The following is a 13,516-nucleotide window of genomic DNA, read 5'->3' as shown; positions in this document are numbered from 1 at the left end:
CTGCTTGGGGCGCAGAAAGCAGCGTCAGAGAAGAAACCGCGTACATTTTTTGGGAAAACAAGGAAAGTTATATTCTAAGTCGAAAATCGGCTTTCCGATAGCAAGCTGTCGCACTTCCAAACCGCAAAAAACTTGACATTCCCACACGAGCAAGAATAGGGCAAACTGAGATTCCTATTTCGCGATTTGTTGCCGAGTGGACGCCAGCCGAATGTGCAAAGTCAAGTCCTTGCGAAAAAAAACGTGCGGTAAATAATCAATTTCAGGCATCGCAAAAAACAGTATTCCTCGGGAATTTGCGACCCGTTTATAATCAAGGTCGGACATGCGAAGTATGCTTGAGAGATGATGGCTTAATCATCGCTTGTCAAAGACCGTCGAGGTCAGGAGGATCTCGGCCGAATTGCTTTTAGAAGGAGTTCTCGTTGCTATCTATTCGTCCCAGAGTTGCCGAGCTGGCCTTCCAGTTATACACGAGGCCACTTCACCCCGAATTGTTCGAAACCTTTCAGTCGCGAACAGTCGAGCGGGGAGGGTACACTCTGAAGATGGATATCACCAATTGCGGCCACGTTCTCACTTGGCGGCACGAAGGACTAACGCTCACGGAAGTCTGCACATCGGCGCATCAATCGCTACCAACTAAGCGTCGAATCATGGCCTACCAGATTAAAGGCCGACGGGGCGATCAGTTTGAGTGCCATGGTGGCATCCGCTATCAAACCACCTTCCAGCTGGAAGGGGTCTCGAACAAGCTGTTTCGAATGTGTCAGCGGGAGCTCTGCAACGATGATCGCAAGGTTGGGCTTGTTCACGAGTTCGATTCCAGTGGCCGCATGAATTTGGGTGCGGTTAGCTACATGAATGCTGAAACACGCAACCGCAGTGTCTTTATCCAGGCGTTTCATACGTTTCCCGACGACAATGCAATCGTTAAAACGGAAACCTATTTCCGCCTTCCCGGCTAACGCTGCAAGTTGCTTTTGCGGTTAGGCGTCTGCCTGCTAATTTGCTCGACTGGAAAATTCCAGTATGGCTTCCACAGTCGCGTTGGGATCTTCCATTGGGACCATGTGTCCGGCGTTTGGAATCTCGAGAAATTGGGCACCTGGAATCCTTTTGGCGAATGCTTGCATCTCAGCCGGAGGACTGATGCCGTCGTCGCTTCCGCAGAGTACTAGCGTGGGTAGCGAGATTTCAGGAAGCCAGTTGGTAACATCGGGACGTTGCGCCATGCCTCGTTGAGCTGCGGCCGCAGCGCGAGGGTCTTGTCGCAAAATAATATCCCGTAGCGAATCGGCAACCTGGGGCTGGTTTTCAATGGTCTTTTCGCTAAGCAGCTTGGGCAGCATCGCTTGAGGGACTTCGCTCATTCCGTTAGCAAGTACATGTTCTGCATTTACGCCTCGTGCTCGCGCCTGTACTTCGCTGTCGGCGGCGGCCCGCGTGTCGAGTTGAATCAATCGGGCGAGTCGATCGGAGTGGCGCCGCCACATCTGCCAGCCGATGTAACCTCCCATGCTAAGCCCGCAAAATGTGATGGGGGCGGTAACCTCAAGGGCATTGAGAAGCGAAGCCAAGTCGTCGGCCAGCAACTCCATTGGGGCAATTTCAACGTGCCCCTCTGACTTACCGAAACCTCGTAGGTCGGGTGCAATGACCAGATGCTTGGCGGCCAGTTGAGGGATCACTGCGTCCCACATGTGATGATCCAACGGAAAACCATGGACCAAGAGCAAGGGGCTTCCTTTCCCTTCCGTGCGAACGAAGAACCGAGTGTCGCCAATGGTGAGTGTATGATCCATGTCTATTATCTTTCGAGGTGTGGCACGCAACGTTGGAAAGTCACAGAACCATTTTGACAACCCACTGGAAGATCAGTACGACGCCAATCAACGACCAGAACCATAGTGACATCGTTGTCAGATCCCAAGGTTTTTCTCCCAACCAAACTCGGTACAGCTGGGCAATTCGATATGGGATCTGAAATAGTGCTAAGCCGAAGACCAGGAACCCGCCGGGATTAAACGCTAGCGAAGCGTTAAGGTCACCATGGGCCAACGCAATGAAGCTACGTGTCAGACCACAGCCAGGGCAATCGAGTCCAAGGACTCGCTGCATACCACAACTCGGCGGCAGCGGCATATCGAACCAGGGGATCACGACATGCGTCGGACCATCGAGGTAAAGCAGAAACGAGAGTCCAATCACCGGCAACGATATCGCCAGCATTAGCACGTGAAACGCCCATCGTCGCGGCTGTACCGGTTCGTCAGGCAGCGGCGTCACAAGCGACGAACTCACTTTCCTCCGTCTTTCATGAAATCGGGGAAATGGGTGTCTGGGCTGGACGGTAGATCGAGTGGTTGGATTTCGATCTTGTGCTTCTTACATTGCTCGGCGAACTCAAGATACTTTAGACGAACCATGCCGGAATGTGGCATCTGCTGAACGGCCTGACGTTGGCATTTATAGGCTTGCTCCCAGTCCCCTTTCGCGGCATAGCAGTGCGCTAGGGTGTCGAGATAGGCGCCGTTGCCAGGCTGCAAGTCGAGGGAAAGCTTGCTAGCCGCGATCGCGTGATCGAAGTCGCCATAGGTATTGCCCACAAGCCAAGCATATTGGTTGCAATAGCGGGCCATCTGGCTTGACTGAGCGCCCATGATGTCGTCACCACGGCGGTTCTCTTTGAAGAACTCGTACTGTTTCTGGAAACGCTCGATATACGGCTTGTAGAACGCGATGGTGTGATCAATGTGTTCCTTGGCCTTGGTTCGCCACATCTCATCTTTCTTGCCGAGTCGATAGGCTGCGATCAGCACGTCTGCTTCGTCTTCGTCGTGCTTCAGCGCTTTCAAGAGATCCTCTTGAGCTTCCTTGAACTTGCCTTGCTTTTCTCGGTAGGAAGCGCGGAACAGATAGGCCCGAGCTAGAGATGCACCGTTAACTTCGTCGAGTTCGCGGCCCCCGAATGGATCGCGATTGCCGGAGCCCTTCTTTTCCGCCACTTCCACCCACGGCCACATGATTTCCATAGCTCGCTTCGAGTCGCCGTGATCGTGCTCCATTTCTGCGTATTGCACGCGTGCGAAGATTCCAACCCGATCATCGATCGGATTGCTATCAATCACGTACTGATACTCGTTGCGGCTCCAACGGAAACAGCCACGTTCCTGAAGCGACTGCGCCGTCAGGTAGTGGCTATCAAACGATTCGGGGAACAACGCCAATGCGGCATCGGCATATTGATTGGCAAGTTCAATATTGTTTTGAACCAGCTCCGCTTCGGCGAGAAGGTAAAGTAGCGAAGGATTATCGCCGAAGGGACCGCCCATGACTTTGTCGTCAGGAACAGGATGCTTTTCAGCATGCATCGCGGCCAATTCCGAGACAACCGAAGGCCCCTTCCGATCGAGAAACCACGTCGTCAGATCGATTAGTTCACTCTCCGAGAACTTTGTGCTGATCCGGATCACGTCACGCATTGCGGCGAGGGCTTCTTCCTGTTGTCCGTCCGAGCGAAGCTGATCGACTTGCCACCGGACGAGGTCTAAGACCGTTTGCTGACTAGTGAGAGCGGGCCGCGTCGTGAATAGGTCGATTTCTTTATCGACTTGCACTTGCCACTGTTTAGCGGCTTCCTCTGGTTGATCCAAACTCTTGCGGAAGATCTTCAGCCAGCTTGGCCCGGTACGCGGACTATCCCCTATTCGCTCGGTGATGACCTTAGCGATGTTTTCCTTCTCTTCCCCTTGGGCACCTTGGAATTGAATCGCGGCAGCAAGGGCAGCTTCTTTTGAGATGGCTTCCGAAACGTCATAACGGCTGATGCGGCATAGCGCGCTCAGGGCATCGATCGAATGTAGACGCCCCAATTCCCCGATGCGGCTGCGGCGGTTGTCGGTGTTTAAGTTGCCATAGCGATTCAGATACGAGTTCACCTCTTCCGAGAACTCAGGTCGTGTCCATTCAATCTCGACACTACGGATGAGGTACTGAGCTCTGCGAGCAACTTCGAGATCGTTATCTCGCATCGCGCCAAACAACTGGTCGAATGCCGTGACGCCCATCCGAGCGAGTTCGGTTTGTGCTCGTTCACGCACCATGAAGTTGGGGTCGCCGAGCTGTTTGATAAGTTGATCGACCTGCGGCGTTGCAGGCGTGGTCGATTGCGCATGGACCGATGAAGCGGTCAGCGAACCAATCAGAAATAGGCAGACCGCAGCGTTCAATCGGCAAAGCCGGTTATTCCAAGGCATCGATCAATCCTCGCCAAAACAAACAAGCACCCCCTCTAGGATACTCCTTGAGTTGCGCGAGAAACAAGGCAAGAGTTTCCGTGGCGGAGAATCAAGTGAGAAACCAGTGGGGGTGATTCCGCCTTTGTTGGCAATGAGCCCCTCCCGGGAGAGGGGCAATAAGCTTTGAGACGCTCTCGCAGTACACCGAGCTAAGCTCGGCTGTTCTCCATCTGTTCGATGTACTGACGAAGCCGTTCGTTCTCATTCTCGACGTTTTTCAAGCGAAGCATGTTTTCGACGCGTTTCGTCAGCTCGATTCGGTTGACCGGCTTCGATAGGAAATCGTCTGTTCCGGCCGATACAGCCCGTTCGATATCGCCAAGCTCGTTTAACGCGGTGACCATCAGAATCATGATGCCCTTCGTCGCCGGGTCGGCTTTGAGCTGCTTGCACACCTCGAAACCGCTCAATTTGGGCATCATCACGTCGAGCAAAATCAAATCTGGCTTGAAACTGGCCACTTTGTCGAGCGTATCTTGGCCGTTGACGGCGATTTCAGTATCGCAATCGATGTTGGCCAGGTAGGCCTCCAGTAGTTCGACATTCGATTGATTGTCGTCGGCGATCAGAATTTTATACGTTTCCGACATGGTTTTCCTCGGCAACTCCCGCGGTGGCGATTCAATTAGGGAGATTATAGGGCGGCATTCGATTTACGGAAACGGCTGATAGAGCTTGGGTTACCGCAAGCAGTTGAGCTTTCTTGGCCGGTAATTAGGCTGGAAAGTAACACCTTGACGCTCTTTTCAGGATCTTTCGCCGTGAATTACCGCCTGCTGGTCCGCATCCCGACCGTTTGTATCGTTGTTCTAAAGATGCTTTTCGTAGTCTGTCTGGTCGCCCAGGCCGCACCGTCGCAGCAAGTATCTCCTGAAATCGAAGCGGCCCAATTGCGGATCAAGCTTTACGAAGGACAAGAGTACCCGCTTCAGCGACGCCTACTCGATTCGAAGATCAAAGTGGCCAAGGCCCGGATCGAGTCGCTGGAGCGACAACTGAACGAGTATGAACAGTTCACCAAGTTCAAATACTCGGGCCCACTTTTTGGACAGTTAGAGTTCGTCAAAGTCGCTCACGTCGAAGCAGAGGAAGAACTCAAGAATCTGAATGAAGAAAAAGCACTTCTCCAGCGGTTCCACCAAGACAAGGTTCGCTTGATGGAACTTGAACTCGAAATGCTAAAGCGTAGTCTTCGCTAGATCTTCTTGGTTGCTAGCAAACGACCCTCGTTCGACGCCGGTTGCCGAGCGACAAGCAGATACCACTTCAATCGCCGGCTGTACATTAACAGCCTTCTCCTGGCAGTCGTCGACCACTTTGAATGTGCCTCGGCCCTTGCCGCGGCTGACCAGCACCAACCCGCCAAGCACAAAAGATCCGCCAGCGAGAAACGCCCAGGTGAGCGGTTCCCGAAGTAAGATGGCTCCAAACGCAATGCCAAAAAGCGGTGTCATTAATGATAAGACACCTAAACGGCTCGCTAAATAATGTCGCAGGAGCCAGAACCAAACCAAGTAGCTCATAAACGCCACGACGATGGTTTGAAAGCTAAGGCTCATAACGAGGAGTGGCGTGATGGTGATGCCCATCTTTCCCGTGACTAAGGCAACAACGATTGACGCAAGGAATGCTCCAGCGAGCTGATAGTAAAGCGTTTGTGCTGCAGGAGCATCGTTCAGACGACTCGTCCTCAGGACCACCGTCGTGAGCCCCCAGGCCGCTCCTGCACAGAGTCCCATGAAGTCACCCAAGAGCATATTGGGTGCTGTGGGACTGGCTGTGGTTACCTCTTGTGGCGCGGAGAAGGTGAGTACGATACCGCCGAAAGCAATCAAAACTCCCAGCCACTGCCACAGGTTCAGTCGTTCTTCCGGGCGAACCAAGTGCAAACCGATTGCCGCGAACAAAGGAGATGTGTAGAGGAACATCGCCATATGCGACGCCGTCGTCCAACGCAGGCCTACGGCAACTAAGAGGAACTCGCCAGAGAACAACAACGCAACAACCAAGCCTGACCGCCAAGCGACACCGTTGAGCCACTGGTCTCGAAAGAGGTAACGACTTACTAACCAGACCAATGCGGCACTTCCTCCGGAGCGGACGGCGATTTGTAAAAGAGGCGCCATCTCGCCCGATACCGCTTTGATGGCCGATTGTTGCAGACCCCATGTCAAACACAGCAGCATCATAATAGCCGTGGCCATGGCGTCGACTTGCTTTCTCATTCTCTTATTCCTTGTTTCTAGTCGAGCATGATCTAGTGTATTGATTGCCACTTCACGACATATAGCGCAAAATGGCCAATGGGTCGTGAAGGAGTGCCAATCGTATGAAAAAGAAGAGAACGAAGCAGATCGATCACGTTCGACATCCTCCATTTGCCGACAAGATGCCAGCGCCGATTTACTTTCGGACAGAGCACATGCCAGCTCGTGGGGCGTATCCGGTGATGCGTCACCCATGGAGCGAATTTGTTTATTCGTATAGTGGTATCACCGAGGTCCAAGCGGGCGACGATCTTTTCCTGGCACCGCCTCATTTGGGCCTGTGGATTCCCGCAGGGACTGAGCACACCAGCTTTAATCACAACGAGACGGTTCACTGTTCGCTGTACATCTCACGCAAGTACTGCAAGCCGATGCCAGACGAACTTTGCGTAGTGGTCGTTACCCCACTCGTTCAAGCAATACTCGATTTCCTGCGAGATAACCCAGCCGACAATAATCAGTCCGAGCGGCAAAGGCTTCTTCGCGTCTTGGTCGATCAACTGGCCAATTGCCAGATCACCGGCAGCTATGTCCCGGCCACCAGCAATCCTGATTTGGATGCCTTACTACAGGAGCTCAGAAACGACCCCGCAGATAATCGTTCGCTCGATCAGCTTGCTGCAGATTTCGACATGAGCAAAAGAACGCTCATGCGACATTGTCAGTTGGAACTAGGGATGTCTTTAACCGAGTGGCGACAGCGTTTGAAGATTGTCCGCGCCCTGCCACTTCTTCAAGGCGGGCACAGCGTTGAATCGGTCGCATTGGACCTGGGATACGGAACATCGTCGTCGTTCATTGCGATGTTCCGCCGTTTGACGGGTACGAGCCCGAAGCGATTCGTAGCCACAAAAATGCCTCAGACCAACGAGCCGATGTGAAGCTCGACAATGCTCATGAATCGCTGGGCACCGGTCAACGCGACTGGCTATTCCGCAGACGCTTCCATTACGGCGACGCTGGCGGTAAAACCGTGCAGAAAATTACGTCCAGCGACGGGGCCGATTTCGCCAGCGGCGAAGAAGCCTGCGTTGGGAATCTTACCGAACGCGTTGGTCACACATGTCGCGTCGTGATGCGGCTGACTGAATAACTTGGTGCCTCGTCCGTTGCAGGTAAACGTAAGCACGGAGGCAGCCTGGCAGCCGTCTTTCTTGAGCTCTGCGAAGAGTTGCTTTAGTTCGGCCGACGCGGAGAACTCGTCTCGAACATGGAACTGAACCGTCTGCCCTGGCTTTACGTAGTCGCCGATCATCAGTGCGCCGGACTCCTTTTCGATGCCCACGACGTTACGAACGATGAAGTCGCCCTGACTGCGATCCGACTGGTATTCGTCAACAACACGGCCGATATGAAGTCCACGACTGACAAGCTGTTGGTCTTTAACCGGCAAGGTCTTGAAGATCGCCTCGACTTGCTGCAGCGCCGGATGGCCACCCAACTCGTAGACGACGTTTCGCTCTGCTTTAGTAATTACGAATGGATCGCCAATCGGTCGACAGCCTTGCGAGACTACCGAGCGAATACGAACGTTGCCTTGGACATAGACGAATACCCCGCCCGACTCGAGAACTTTGTCTCCCATGATCAGGCGATTCTCGCCTGGCTGGTAACTGCCGCTCGACATGCCACCGATGACTGGCATGCCGGGATGGTCTTCGTTAATTCGTTCTAGCAGTAAATCCGTCGGAAAACTAAACGGTTCTGCCAAGACCAGCGATGCCGCATCGGCTGGCCAAGTGTTGGGAAGTTGATCGGACCAACCGACGATACTTCCTCCGTCGGCGGTACGCTGGAACTCTAAGTGCATCGGGACGATGGTCGTTTCCGGCAGGTGAGCCAGCCACAAACTAATTGCCGGTGTGTCTTCCGCTTCGCGAGATTCTCCGATGATCGATTCGCCAGTGCACCCGATGACGTTGCTTGTGCCCAGCAGACGCGTCAACTCTTTGGCGACCGTTTCCACGTGCTGCGCATGGTGAGGCGAAAGGAAGACCATCGCCAGATCAACCGGCGCAGCGAGATCGTCCAGAGCTTGGCGAATGACCTCTGCCAATGCGTCTTCAGTGGTGTCACGAACGGATAGTGCCGCGGCAAACTTCGGTTGCGGCTTGGGCATGATCAACCTATGGGGCTGGAGAGACTTCTAGCAGAAAACTAAGTTGCCGTGCGTCCAATCACGCCATCTTCCGGGCTGCTTGCCGATGCGTACAAACGACGCGGGATTCGTCCCGAGTGGTAGGCGAGTCGACCTGCTTCGGTAGCATGACGCATAGCGTGAGCCATCCGAACCGGATCCTTGGCGTGAGCGATTGCTGTATTCAGCAGCACGCCATCCACGCCAAGTTCCATCGCAAATGCCACGTCGCTCGCCGTGCCAACACCAGCGTCGACAATCACCGGATAGTCGGGATCTTCCCCTTTCAGGTATTCAAGACAGATGCGGATGTTGTTCGGGTTCAAGATCCCCTGCCCCGAGCCAATCGGGCTTCCGGCAGGCATCACGGCGGTCGCACCGACTTGCTTCAGGCGTTTGGCGATTACTGGATCATCGGTCGTATAGCAGAGCACTTGAAAACCAAGCTCGACGAGTTGCTCGCATGCCAGCAGGGTCTCGACCGGATCGGGAAGCAATGTCTTTGTGTCGGCCAACACTTCCAGCTTGACCCAATCTGCTCCTGGATTTTCTAGACCAAGGAGAATCTCGCGACCGAGCTTGGCGGTTCGCACCGCATCGCGGGCGTTGTAACAACCGGCCGTGTTAGGCAGCAGTGTATAGCGGTGGAAGTCGATGTAGTCCAACAAGTTGCGACCGGTTGGATCATAAAGGCGTTCACGACGAACCGCGACCGTAACGCACTCGCTGCCTGATGCATCAAGCGATTGCCGCATCAAATCAAGCGTGTCGTATTTTCCCGTACCGACAATCAAGCGGCTTCGTAGCGTATGCGTGCCCAAGACAAGCGGGGCATCGGAGGTACTCGTTTCGGCGAGACTCATTAACCACCTCCTACGAGGGTGACAACTTCCAATTGATCCCCGTCAGCCAACATATGTGTGGCGTGCTCGTCACGCGGAATAAGCTCTAAGTTGACTTCGACGGCCACGAATTTGGGATTGATCGAGAGGGTCTCGACGATATCGGCCACAGTTGCCCCATCAGGCACCTCGCGTGACTCTTCGTTGATACAAATCTTCATGCAAATCCAACCAACAGATTTCAGGCGAATCAAAACAGATTCGCGACAGTTCAAGTTTACGACGGGAGGCTTTCTCTCGACAACCGGCTGAATTACCGTCGATCCTGTTTTCCTCGGGGAATTCTGGGAATCTAGATAGAAAAAGCCCGCTGGCAAAGCCGCGGGCTTCGAGAGGCTCGATTGTTCCATACAGCCCACTAATGACCGATGGACCGAGTATATGCCGAATAACTACCTGGCTGTGGATTAGTCGCGAATGACGACGTTTCGTGCAGTTCCCTTATCTAGTAGCACCAAAGCGCCGGACTGTTGGGCACCACGAGCCGAAATGTTTCGATTCCAACCGAGTCCATAGGCTGCGAAACGCCCGCTCGTAGAATCCACCACGTATGCCACGCAGTCCGCCGGACGCGAGTTGCCTGTCGTCGCACGGAAAGCGGCATTTCCTGTTAGTAATAGATAAGAGGGCTTTTTCGTCGCATCCAGTCCCAAGTCGTTGACGACATTGGTACGGAAAAGACCTGCGAATTTCGCGGTTTGGCTGTTGATGACGGCACATTGAAGGTCACCGGTGAGGGCATCCAGCGTGAAGAGGCCTTCCATTTCCTCATCAACGCGACCGGTGGCGGCACACATCGTTTCGCTTGTGGCAGCGGTGCTTGCGTTGACCGGGATTACTCTGGCCGGGCTCTGCCAGTTGAGGCCGACGGTCATTCCCAGGATCGCGAACGCCGTCATGACGCTTCCCACCCCGAAACTTGCCAACCAGAAACGTGTTGTCGAATCGACCTTCATGAAATAGTTCCTCAAGAGGTATCCAGCAAAGGGGACGAATTGGATGGCCCGAAGGTAATCCGTTACGAGCAAAATCCTGCCCACGTTGGTTGGTTTGCCCTGAAGCGACACGCTTGTTGGGGCGGATCTTACCTAAAGTGGGCGTCAGTGCCCTAACCACCCGACATCGTACGTGCTTTCTCCCTAACGTACCAGAGATAAGTTTGTGGCAAGCCGATGTTCGCAGTGGTGGTGACCATTTCCGGATCAAATTTCAGCCCAGTGACGAGTCTGTGAAGGTATTTTGGTGCTTGTGTTTTTAACGGAAATGCGTATTCTTCTTGAAGTTATGATCACTTCGCGTGGTAGTCGAAGTTCTTGTCATACGCCGGCCAAGAATCATCGGCTGGGCTTGGAAACTACCATTCGAATCGTTGATAATGAACGTTGACAAATTCCCATCCAGCCTACCCCTCTGAAAGACGGTCTTCCCAATTTCCTCGACTGCCGGAATCAAATTGATTCGCTCCAGTGCCGTTGAGTTGCTTGCCTGACAGGGCGTCCGCCAAATCGCACGCATTTGATCGCGTAGACGAGGCGACGGGGATGAATACTTCTTTCAGGGACATGAGCTTCGGGGATGGGGAGCAACGTCGCACCAGACTCCAGTCGGCCGATGCGCGAAATTCTATTTCAGTACGAAAGCGTCAACCCGACGACTTGGGCTTACCTGTCGTCGCTGCTGGTGATCGGTCTGTACTTCAAGTTCAACCGAGTCTGGAGTGTCCGCAATCTGGACGTTCTTTTGATCATCTCGCTGGCTCCTGGGCTCTTGATGGTCTATTTCGGTCAGCAAAGCATTGATCGTGCCACGGTAGTTCCGGCCGTAGCTGCCGATGTTTCGCCGTTGATTCCCAAATTAGATGGTGACGCCGAGGTTGCGCTGGCGCCAGAGGCTGCGCCACCAGTCGAGGAAGACCCCGAGAAACCATCGCGGCAGGAATTGCTGCAAATTGGCCGCACGCTGGAGAAGGCTGGCTACGTTTGGCTTTTCTGCGTCAGTGGATTGATCTGTATTCGTTTATTTATAGATCCCACGATGGTGCGTCGACCGATGCTGGAACCGAATCTCACAATCGGCGGGATGGTATTCATCACTTGCGCGCTATTCATCTTCTTGATGACCAACATCGTCGTAGGGCGTCCATCGGATGCCGATTTACGTGGGGTACGCGAGGCATCAAAGAGTTCTCCCAAAGAAGTCGAAGAGTCGCTGCGGCATTACGGACCTGGCTACCGAATGTTGCTGATGGTGCCCCGAATTCCAACCTACCGTATGGCGCAGCCAGAATCGACCGACCTAGAGACCCGTGACAAGATCACAATCGTTGTCGCGAAGGTGATGGCGATTCTGGCGAATATCGCTTTGTTGGCCGGGATGGTTCTGGTTGGTTATCGTCATTTCGACAGTATCCGCATGGGGGTAGGAGCAGCGATGTTCTACTTCCTGCTCCCTTACGCCGCCGTGAACACAGGGCGAATCGATCACGTCCTGCCAGCCGCGATGCTGGTTTGGGCGATTTACTTCTATCGCACCCCACTGTTATCGGGCGTGTTCATGGGGTTCGCCATCGGAACGCTGTACTATCCTTTGTTCCTGCTGCCGCTCTGGTTCAGCTATTACTGGGAACGGGGGCGTGGACGCTTCTTAATTGGCGTGGTCTCGACGCTGGTGCTCTTGGCGCTTTCGCTGGTATTCACGTCTTCCGACTTCGAATCTTATATGCATCAATTCCGTGCCATGTTTGGCTTGTGGCTACCGCGCGACGAAGGTTACACAGGCTTCTGGAATTACTATTTCAACTCCAATGCCTATCGCATTCCGGTACTGGCTGCCTTCGCGGTGATGTCGATTGCCTTCGCGATCTGGCCAGCTCAAAAGAACTTAGGAACGCTGCTTAGTTGCACGGCCGGTTTGATGGTGGCTGCCCAGTTCTGGCACGCCAACGATGGGACGACCTATATCGCGTGGTACATGCCGTTGATGCTGCTGACGATCTTCCGTCCGAATTTAGAAGATCGTGTCGCCCTACGCGTGATTGGTGAGGGCTGGTTTAAGCGAACCACTCCAGGGGCACCTTCTTCCGATGAAGAAAAGCAGGCGGCGTAAGTATTCGCCGAGGTGGATGCATTCTGTGAGTGTTCTACCTTTCGCTGAGCGCAAAAAAATGAAGGTGGCTGAGAGTCCGTTTCTCGGCCACCTTCTGCGGTTTCCCAAAGGAGGAACCATGTTGGTTAGTCCATCATAGCAGGCGTCACCCCTACGTCCACAATGCTGCAAGCTTGGATTGGGTCGATACCGCGTTGCCGCGCGGCTTCTAGTAGTTCTTCGCTTTCGCTGCCAGGGTTGAAGAAGACCTGCTTCGCCGGTTTCGAGGCAATGGAACCGACCATCTTCATGCCCACTTGCGGCGGAACATAAACGCTGATGCGATCCAACTGTTCGACCGGGATGTCGTGTAGCGAAGTGTAGACCTTCAAGCCCTCGATCTGCCCACCCTTGGGGTTTACGGGAAAAACATCGTACCCGTTTTGCAGATGGGCTCGAACTGATTTGTTCCCATACTTAGAACGCTCAGCACTCGCTCCCAGAATCGCCACAGTTGGCTTCGTCATATCGCATCTTCTCCTAAGTTGTTAGGAAGGATCGGAAAGAACCTGTGCCAGAAGAGACTGGCTTACGACCGCCCTAGATACTCAATTAATAGCGGTTTCCCGAATGACGTCAAATGCCGATTTTGGAGGCGAAAACACGGGAAAATCAGCGCACCATGAATGCACGAACCAAGTTACGAAGATCGATCAATCGCTGACCGGTATTACTAGATTGCACAATTAATTTTCCAAGCCGGCTCGAATGGAATAGCAGGCCGAAGTGTAAGTCATCGAATTCTATTTTCCCACCGAGGAGATG

The 13,516-nt window shown here is 53.7% G+C and carries 14 protein-coding genes; 4 read left to right on the top strand and 10 right to left on the bottom strand.

Translation table 11 applies throughout. The features are described 5' to 3' along the window. Positions 1-425: 425 nt before the first annotated feature. Positions 426-968, top strand: a complete 543-nt coding sequence (locus C5Y83_RS18505) for a DUF2617 family protein (protein WP_105331238.1) — start codon at positions 426-428, stop codon at positions 966-968. A 36-nt stretch (positions 969-1,004) separates the two neighbouring features. Here the strand turns inward: C5Y83_RS18505 and C5Y83_RS18500 are convergent, their stop codons facing one another. From C5Y83_RS18500 to C5Y83_RS18485, 4 genes are all read right to left on the bottom strand, one after another. After that, entirely contained in the window at positions 1,005-1,805 is an 801-nt protein-coding gene (locus C5Y83_RS18500; RefSeq protein WP_105331237.1) for an alpha/beta fold hydrolase, read from the bottom strand. Between the two features lie 40 nt (positions 1,806-1,845). Then, positions 1,846-2,304 (bottom strand): DUF2752 domain-containing protein, encoded by a 459-nt coding sequence (locus C5Y83_RS18495; protein WP_105331236.1) that lies wholly within the window; start codon positions 2,302-2,304, stop codon positions 1,846-1,848. Next, the gene (locus C5Y83_RS18490; RefSeq protein ID WP_105331235.1) at positions 2,301-4,259 is read right to left on the bottom strand and encodes a tetratricopeptide repeat protein; all 1,959 of its coding nucleotides are present in this window, start codon (positions 4,257-4,259) and stop codon (positions 2,301-2,303) included. The genes C5Y83_RS18495 and C5Y83_RS18490 overlap by 4 nt, the downstream gene beginning before the upstream one ends. A gap of 191 nt (positions 4,260-4,450) precedes the next feature. Continuing rightward, positions 4,451-4,891 carry a response regulator gene (locus C5Y83_RS18485; protein WP_105331234.1) on the bottom strand — a complete coding sequence of 147 codons (441 nt, stop codon included), beginning with the start codon at positions 4,889-4,891 and terminating at the stop codon, positions 4,451-4,453. 171 nt (positions 4,892-5,062) lie between these two features. Between C5Y83_RS18485 and C5Y83_RS18480 the strand changes: the two genes are divergently transcribed. Further along, complete coding sequence (locus C5Y83_RS18480) at positions 5,063-5,500, top strand: hypothetical protein (protein WP_146117824.1); 438 nt, start codon at positions 5,063-5,065, stop codon at positions 5,498-5,500. On the opposite strand, the gene C5Y83_RS18475 is transcribed toward C5Y83_RS18480, so the two are convergent. Continuing rightward, on the bottom strand, positions 5,480-6,526 hold the full coding sequence (locus C5Y83_RS18475) for a DMT family transporter (RefSeq protein ID WP_105331232.1): 1,047 nt from the start codon (positions 6,524-6,526) through the stop codon (positions 5,480-5,482). The genes C5Y83_RS18480 and C5Y83_RS18475 overlap by 21 nt on opposite strands. A 104-nt stretch (positions 6,527-6,630) precedes the next feature. Here C5Y83_RS18475 and C5Y83_RS18470 point away from each other — a divergent pair, with 104 nt between their 5' ends. After that, positions 6,631-7,449: an AraC family transcriptional regulator gene (locus C5Y83_RS18470; RefSeq protein WP_105331231.1), complete on the top strand. Its 819-nt coding sequence runs from the start codon at positions 6,631-6,633 to the stop codon at positions 7,447-7,449. 47 nt (positions 7,450-7,496) lie between these two features. Here the strand turns inward: C5Y83_RS18470 and C5Y83_RS18465 are convergent, their stop codons facing one another. From C5Y83_RS18465 to C5Y83_RS18450, 4 genes are all read right to left on the bottom strand, one after another. Beyond that, positions 7,497-8,687 carry an FIST N-terminal domain-containing protein gene (locus C5Y83_RS18465; RefSeq protein ID WP_105331230.1) on the bottom strand — a complete coding sequence of 397 codons (1,191 nt, stop codon included), beginning with the start codon at positions 8,685-8,687 and terminating at the stop codon, positions 7,497-7,499. Positions 8,688-8,725: 38 nt separating this feature from the next. Next, complete coding sequence (locus tag C5Y83_RS18460; protein WP_105331229.1) at positions 8,726-9,568, bottom strand: thiazole synthase; 843 nt, start codon at positions 9,566-9,568, stop codon at positions 8,726-8,728. Next, entirely contained in the window at positions 9,568-9,768 is a 201-nt protein-coding gene (thiS, locus tag C5Y83_RS18455; protein ID WP_105331907.1) for a sulfur carrier protein ThiS, read from the bottom strand. The genes C5Y83_RS18460 and thiS overlap by 1 nt, the downstream gene beginning before the upstream one ends. Before the next feature lie 246 nt (positions 9,769-10,014). Next, positions 10,015-10,563, bottom strand: coding sequence for a hypothetical protein (locus tag C5Y83_RS18450; RefSeq protein WP_105331228.1), 549 nt, complete (start codon positions 10,561-10,563; stop codon positions 10,015-10,017). A 655-nt stretch (positions 10,564-11,218) separates the two neighbouring features. On the opposite strand from C5Y83_RS18450, the gene C5Y83_RS18440 reads away from it, so the two are divergent. Continuing rightward, positions 11,219-12,712, top strand: coding sequence for a hypothetical protein (locus C5Y83_RS18440; protein WP_199195071.1), 1,494 nt, complete (start codon positions 11,219-11,221; stop codon positions 12,710-12,712). Positions 12,713-12,837: 125 nt separating this feature from the next. On the opposite strand, the gene C5Y83_RS18435 is transcribed toward C5Y83_RS18440, so the two are convergent. Further along, on the bottom strand, positions 12,838-13,218 hold the full coding sequence (locus tag C5Y83_RS18435; RefSeq protein WP_105331226.1) for a CoA-binding protein: 381 nt from the start codon (positions 13,216-13,218) through the stop codon (positions 12,838-12,840). Positions 13,219-13,516 lie beyond the last annotated feature (298 nt).

Origin of the sequence: Blastopirellula marina (assembly GCF_002967765.1) — a bacterium.
Classification (GTDB): Bacteria; Planctomycetota; Planctomycetia; order Pirellulales; family Pirellulaceae; genus Bremerella; species Bremerella marina_A.
This window is presented reverse-complemented; position numbering and strand designations above follow the sequence as displayed.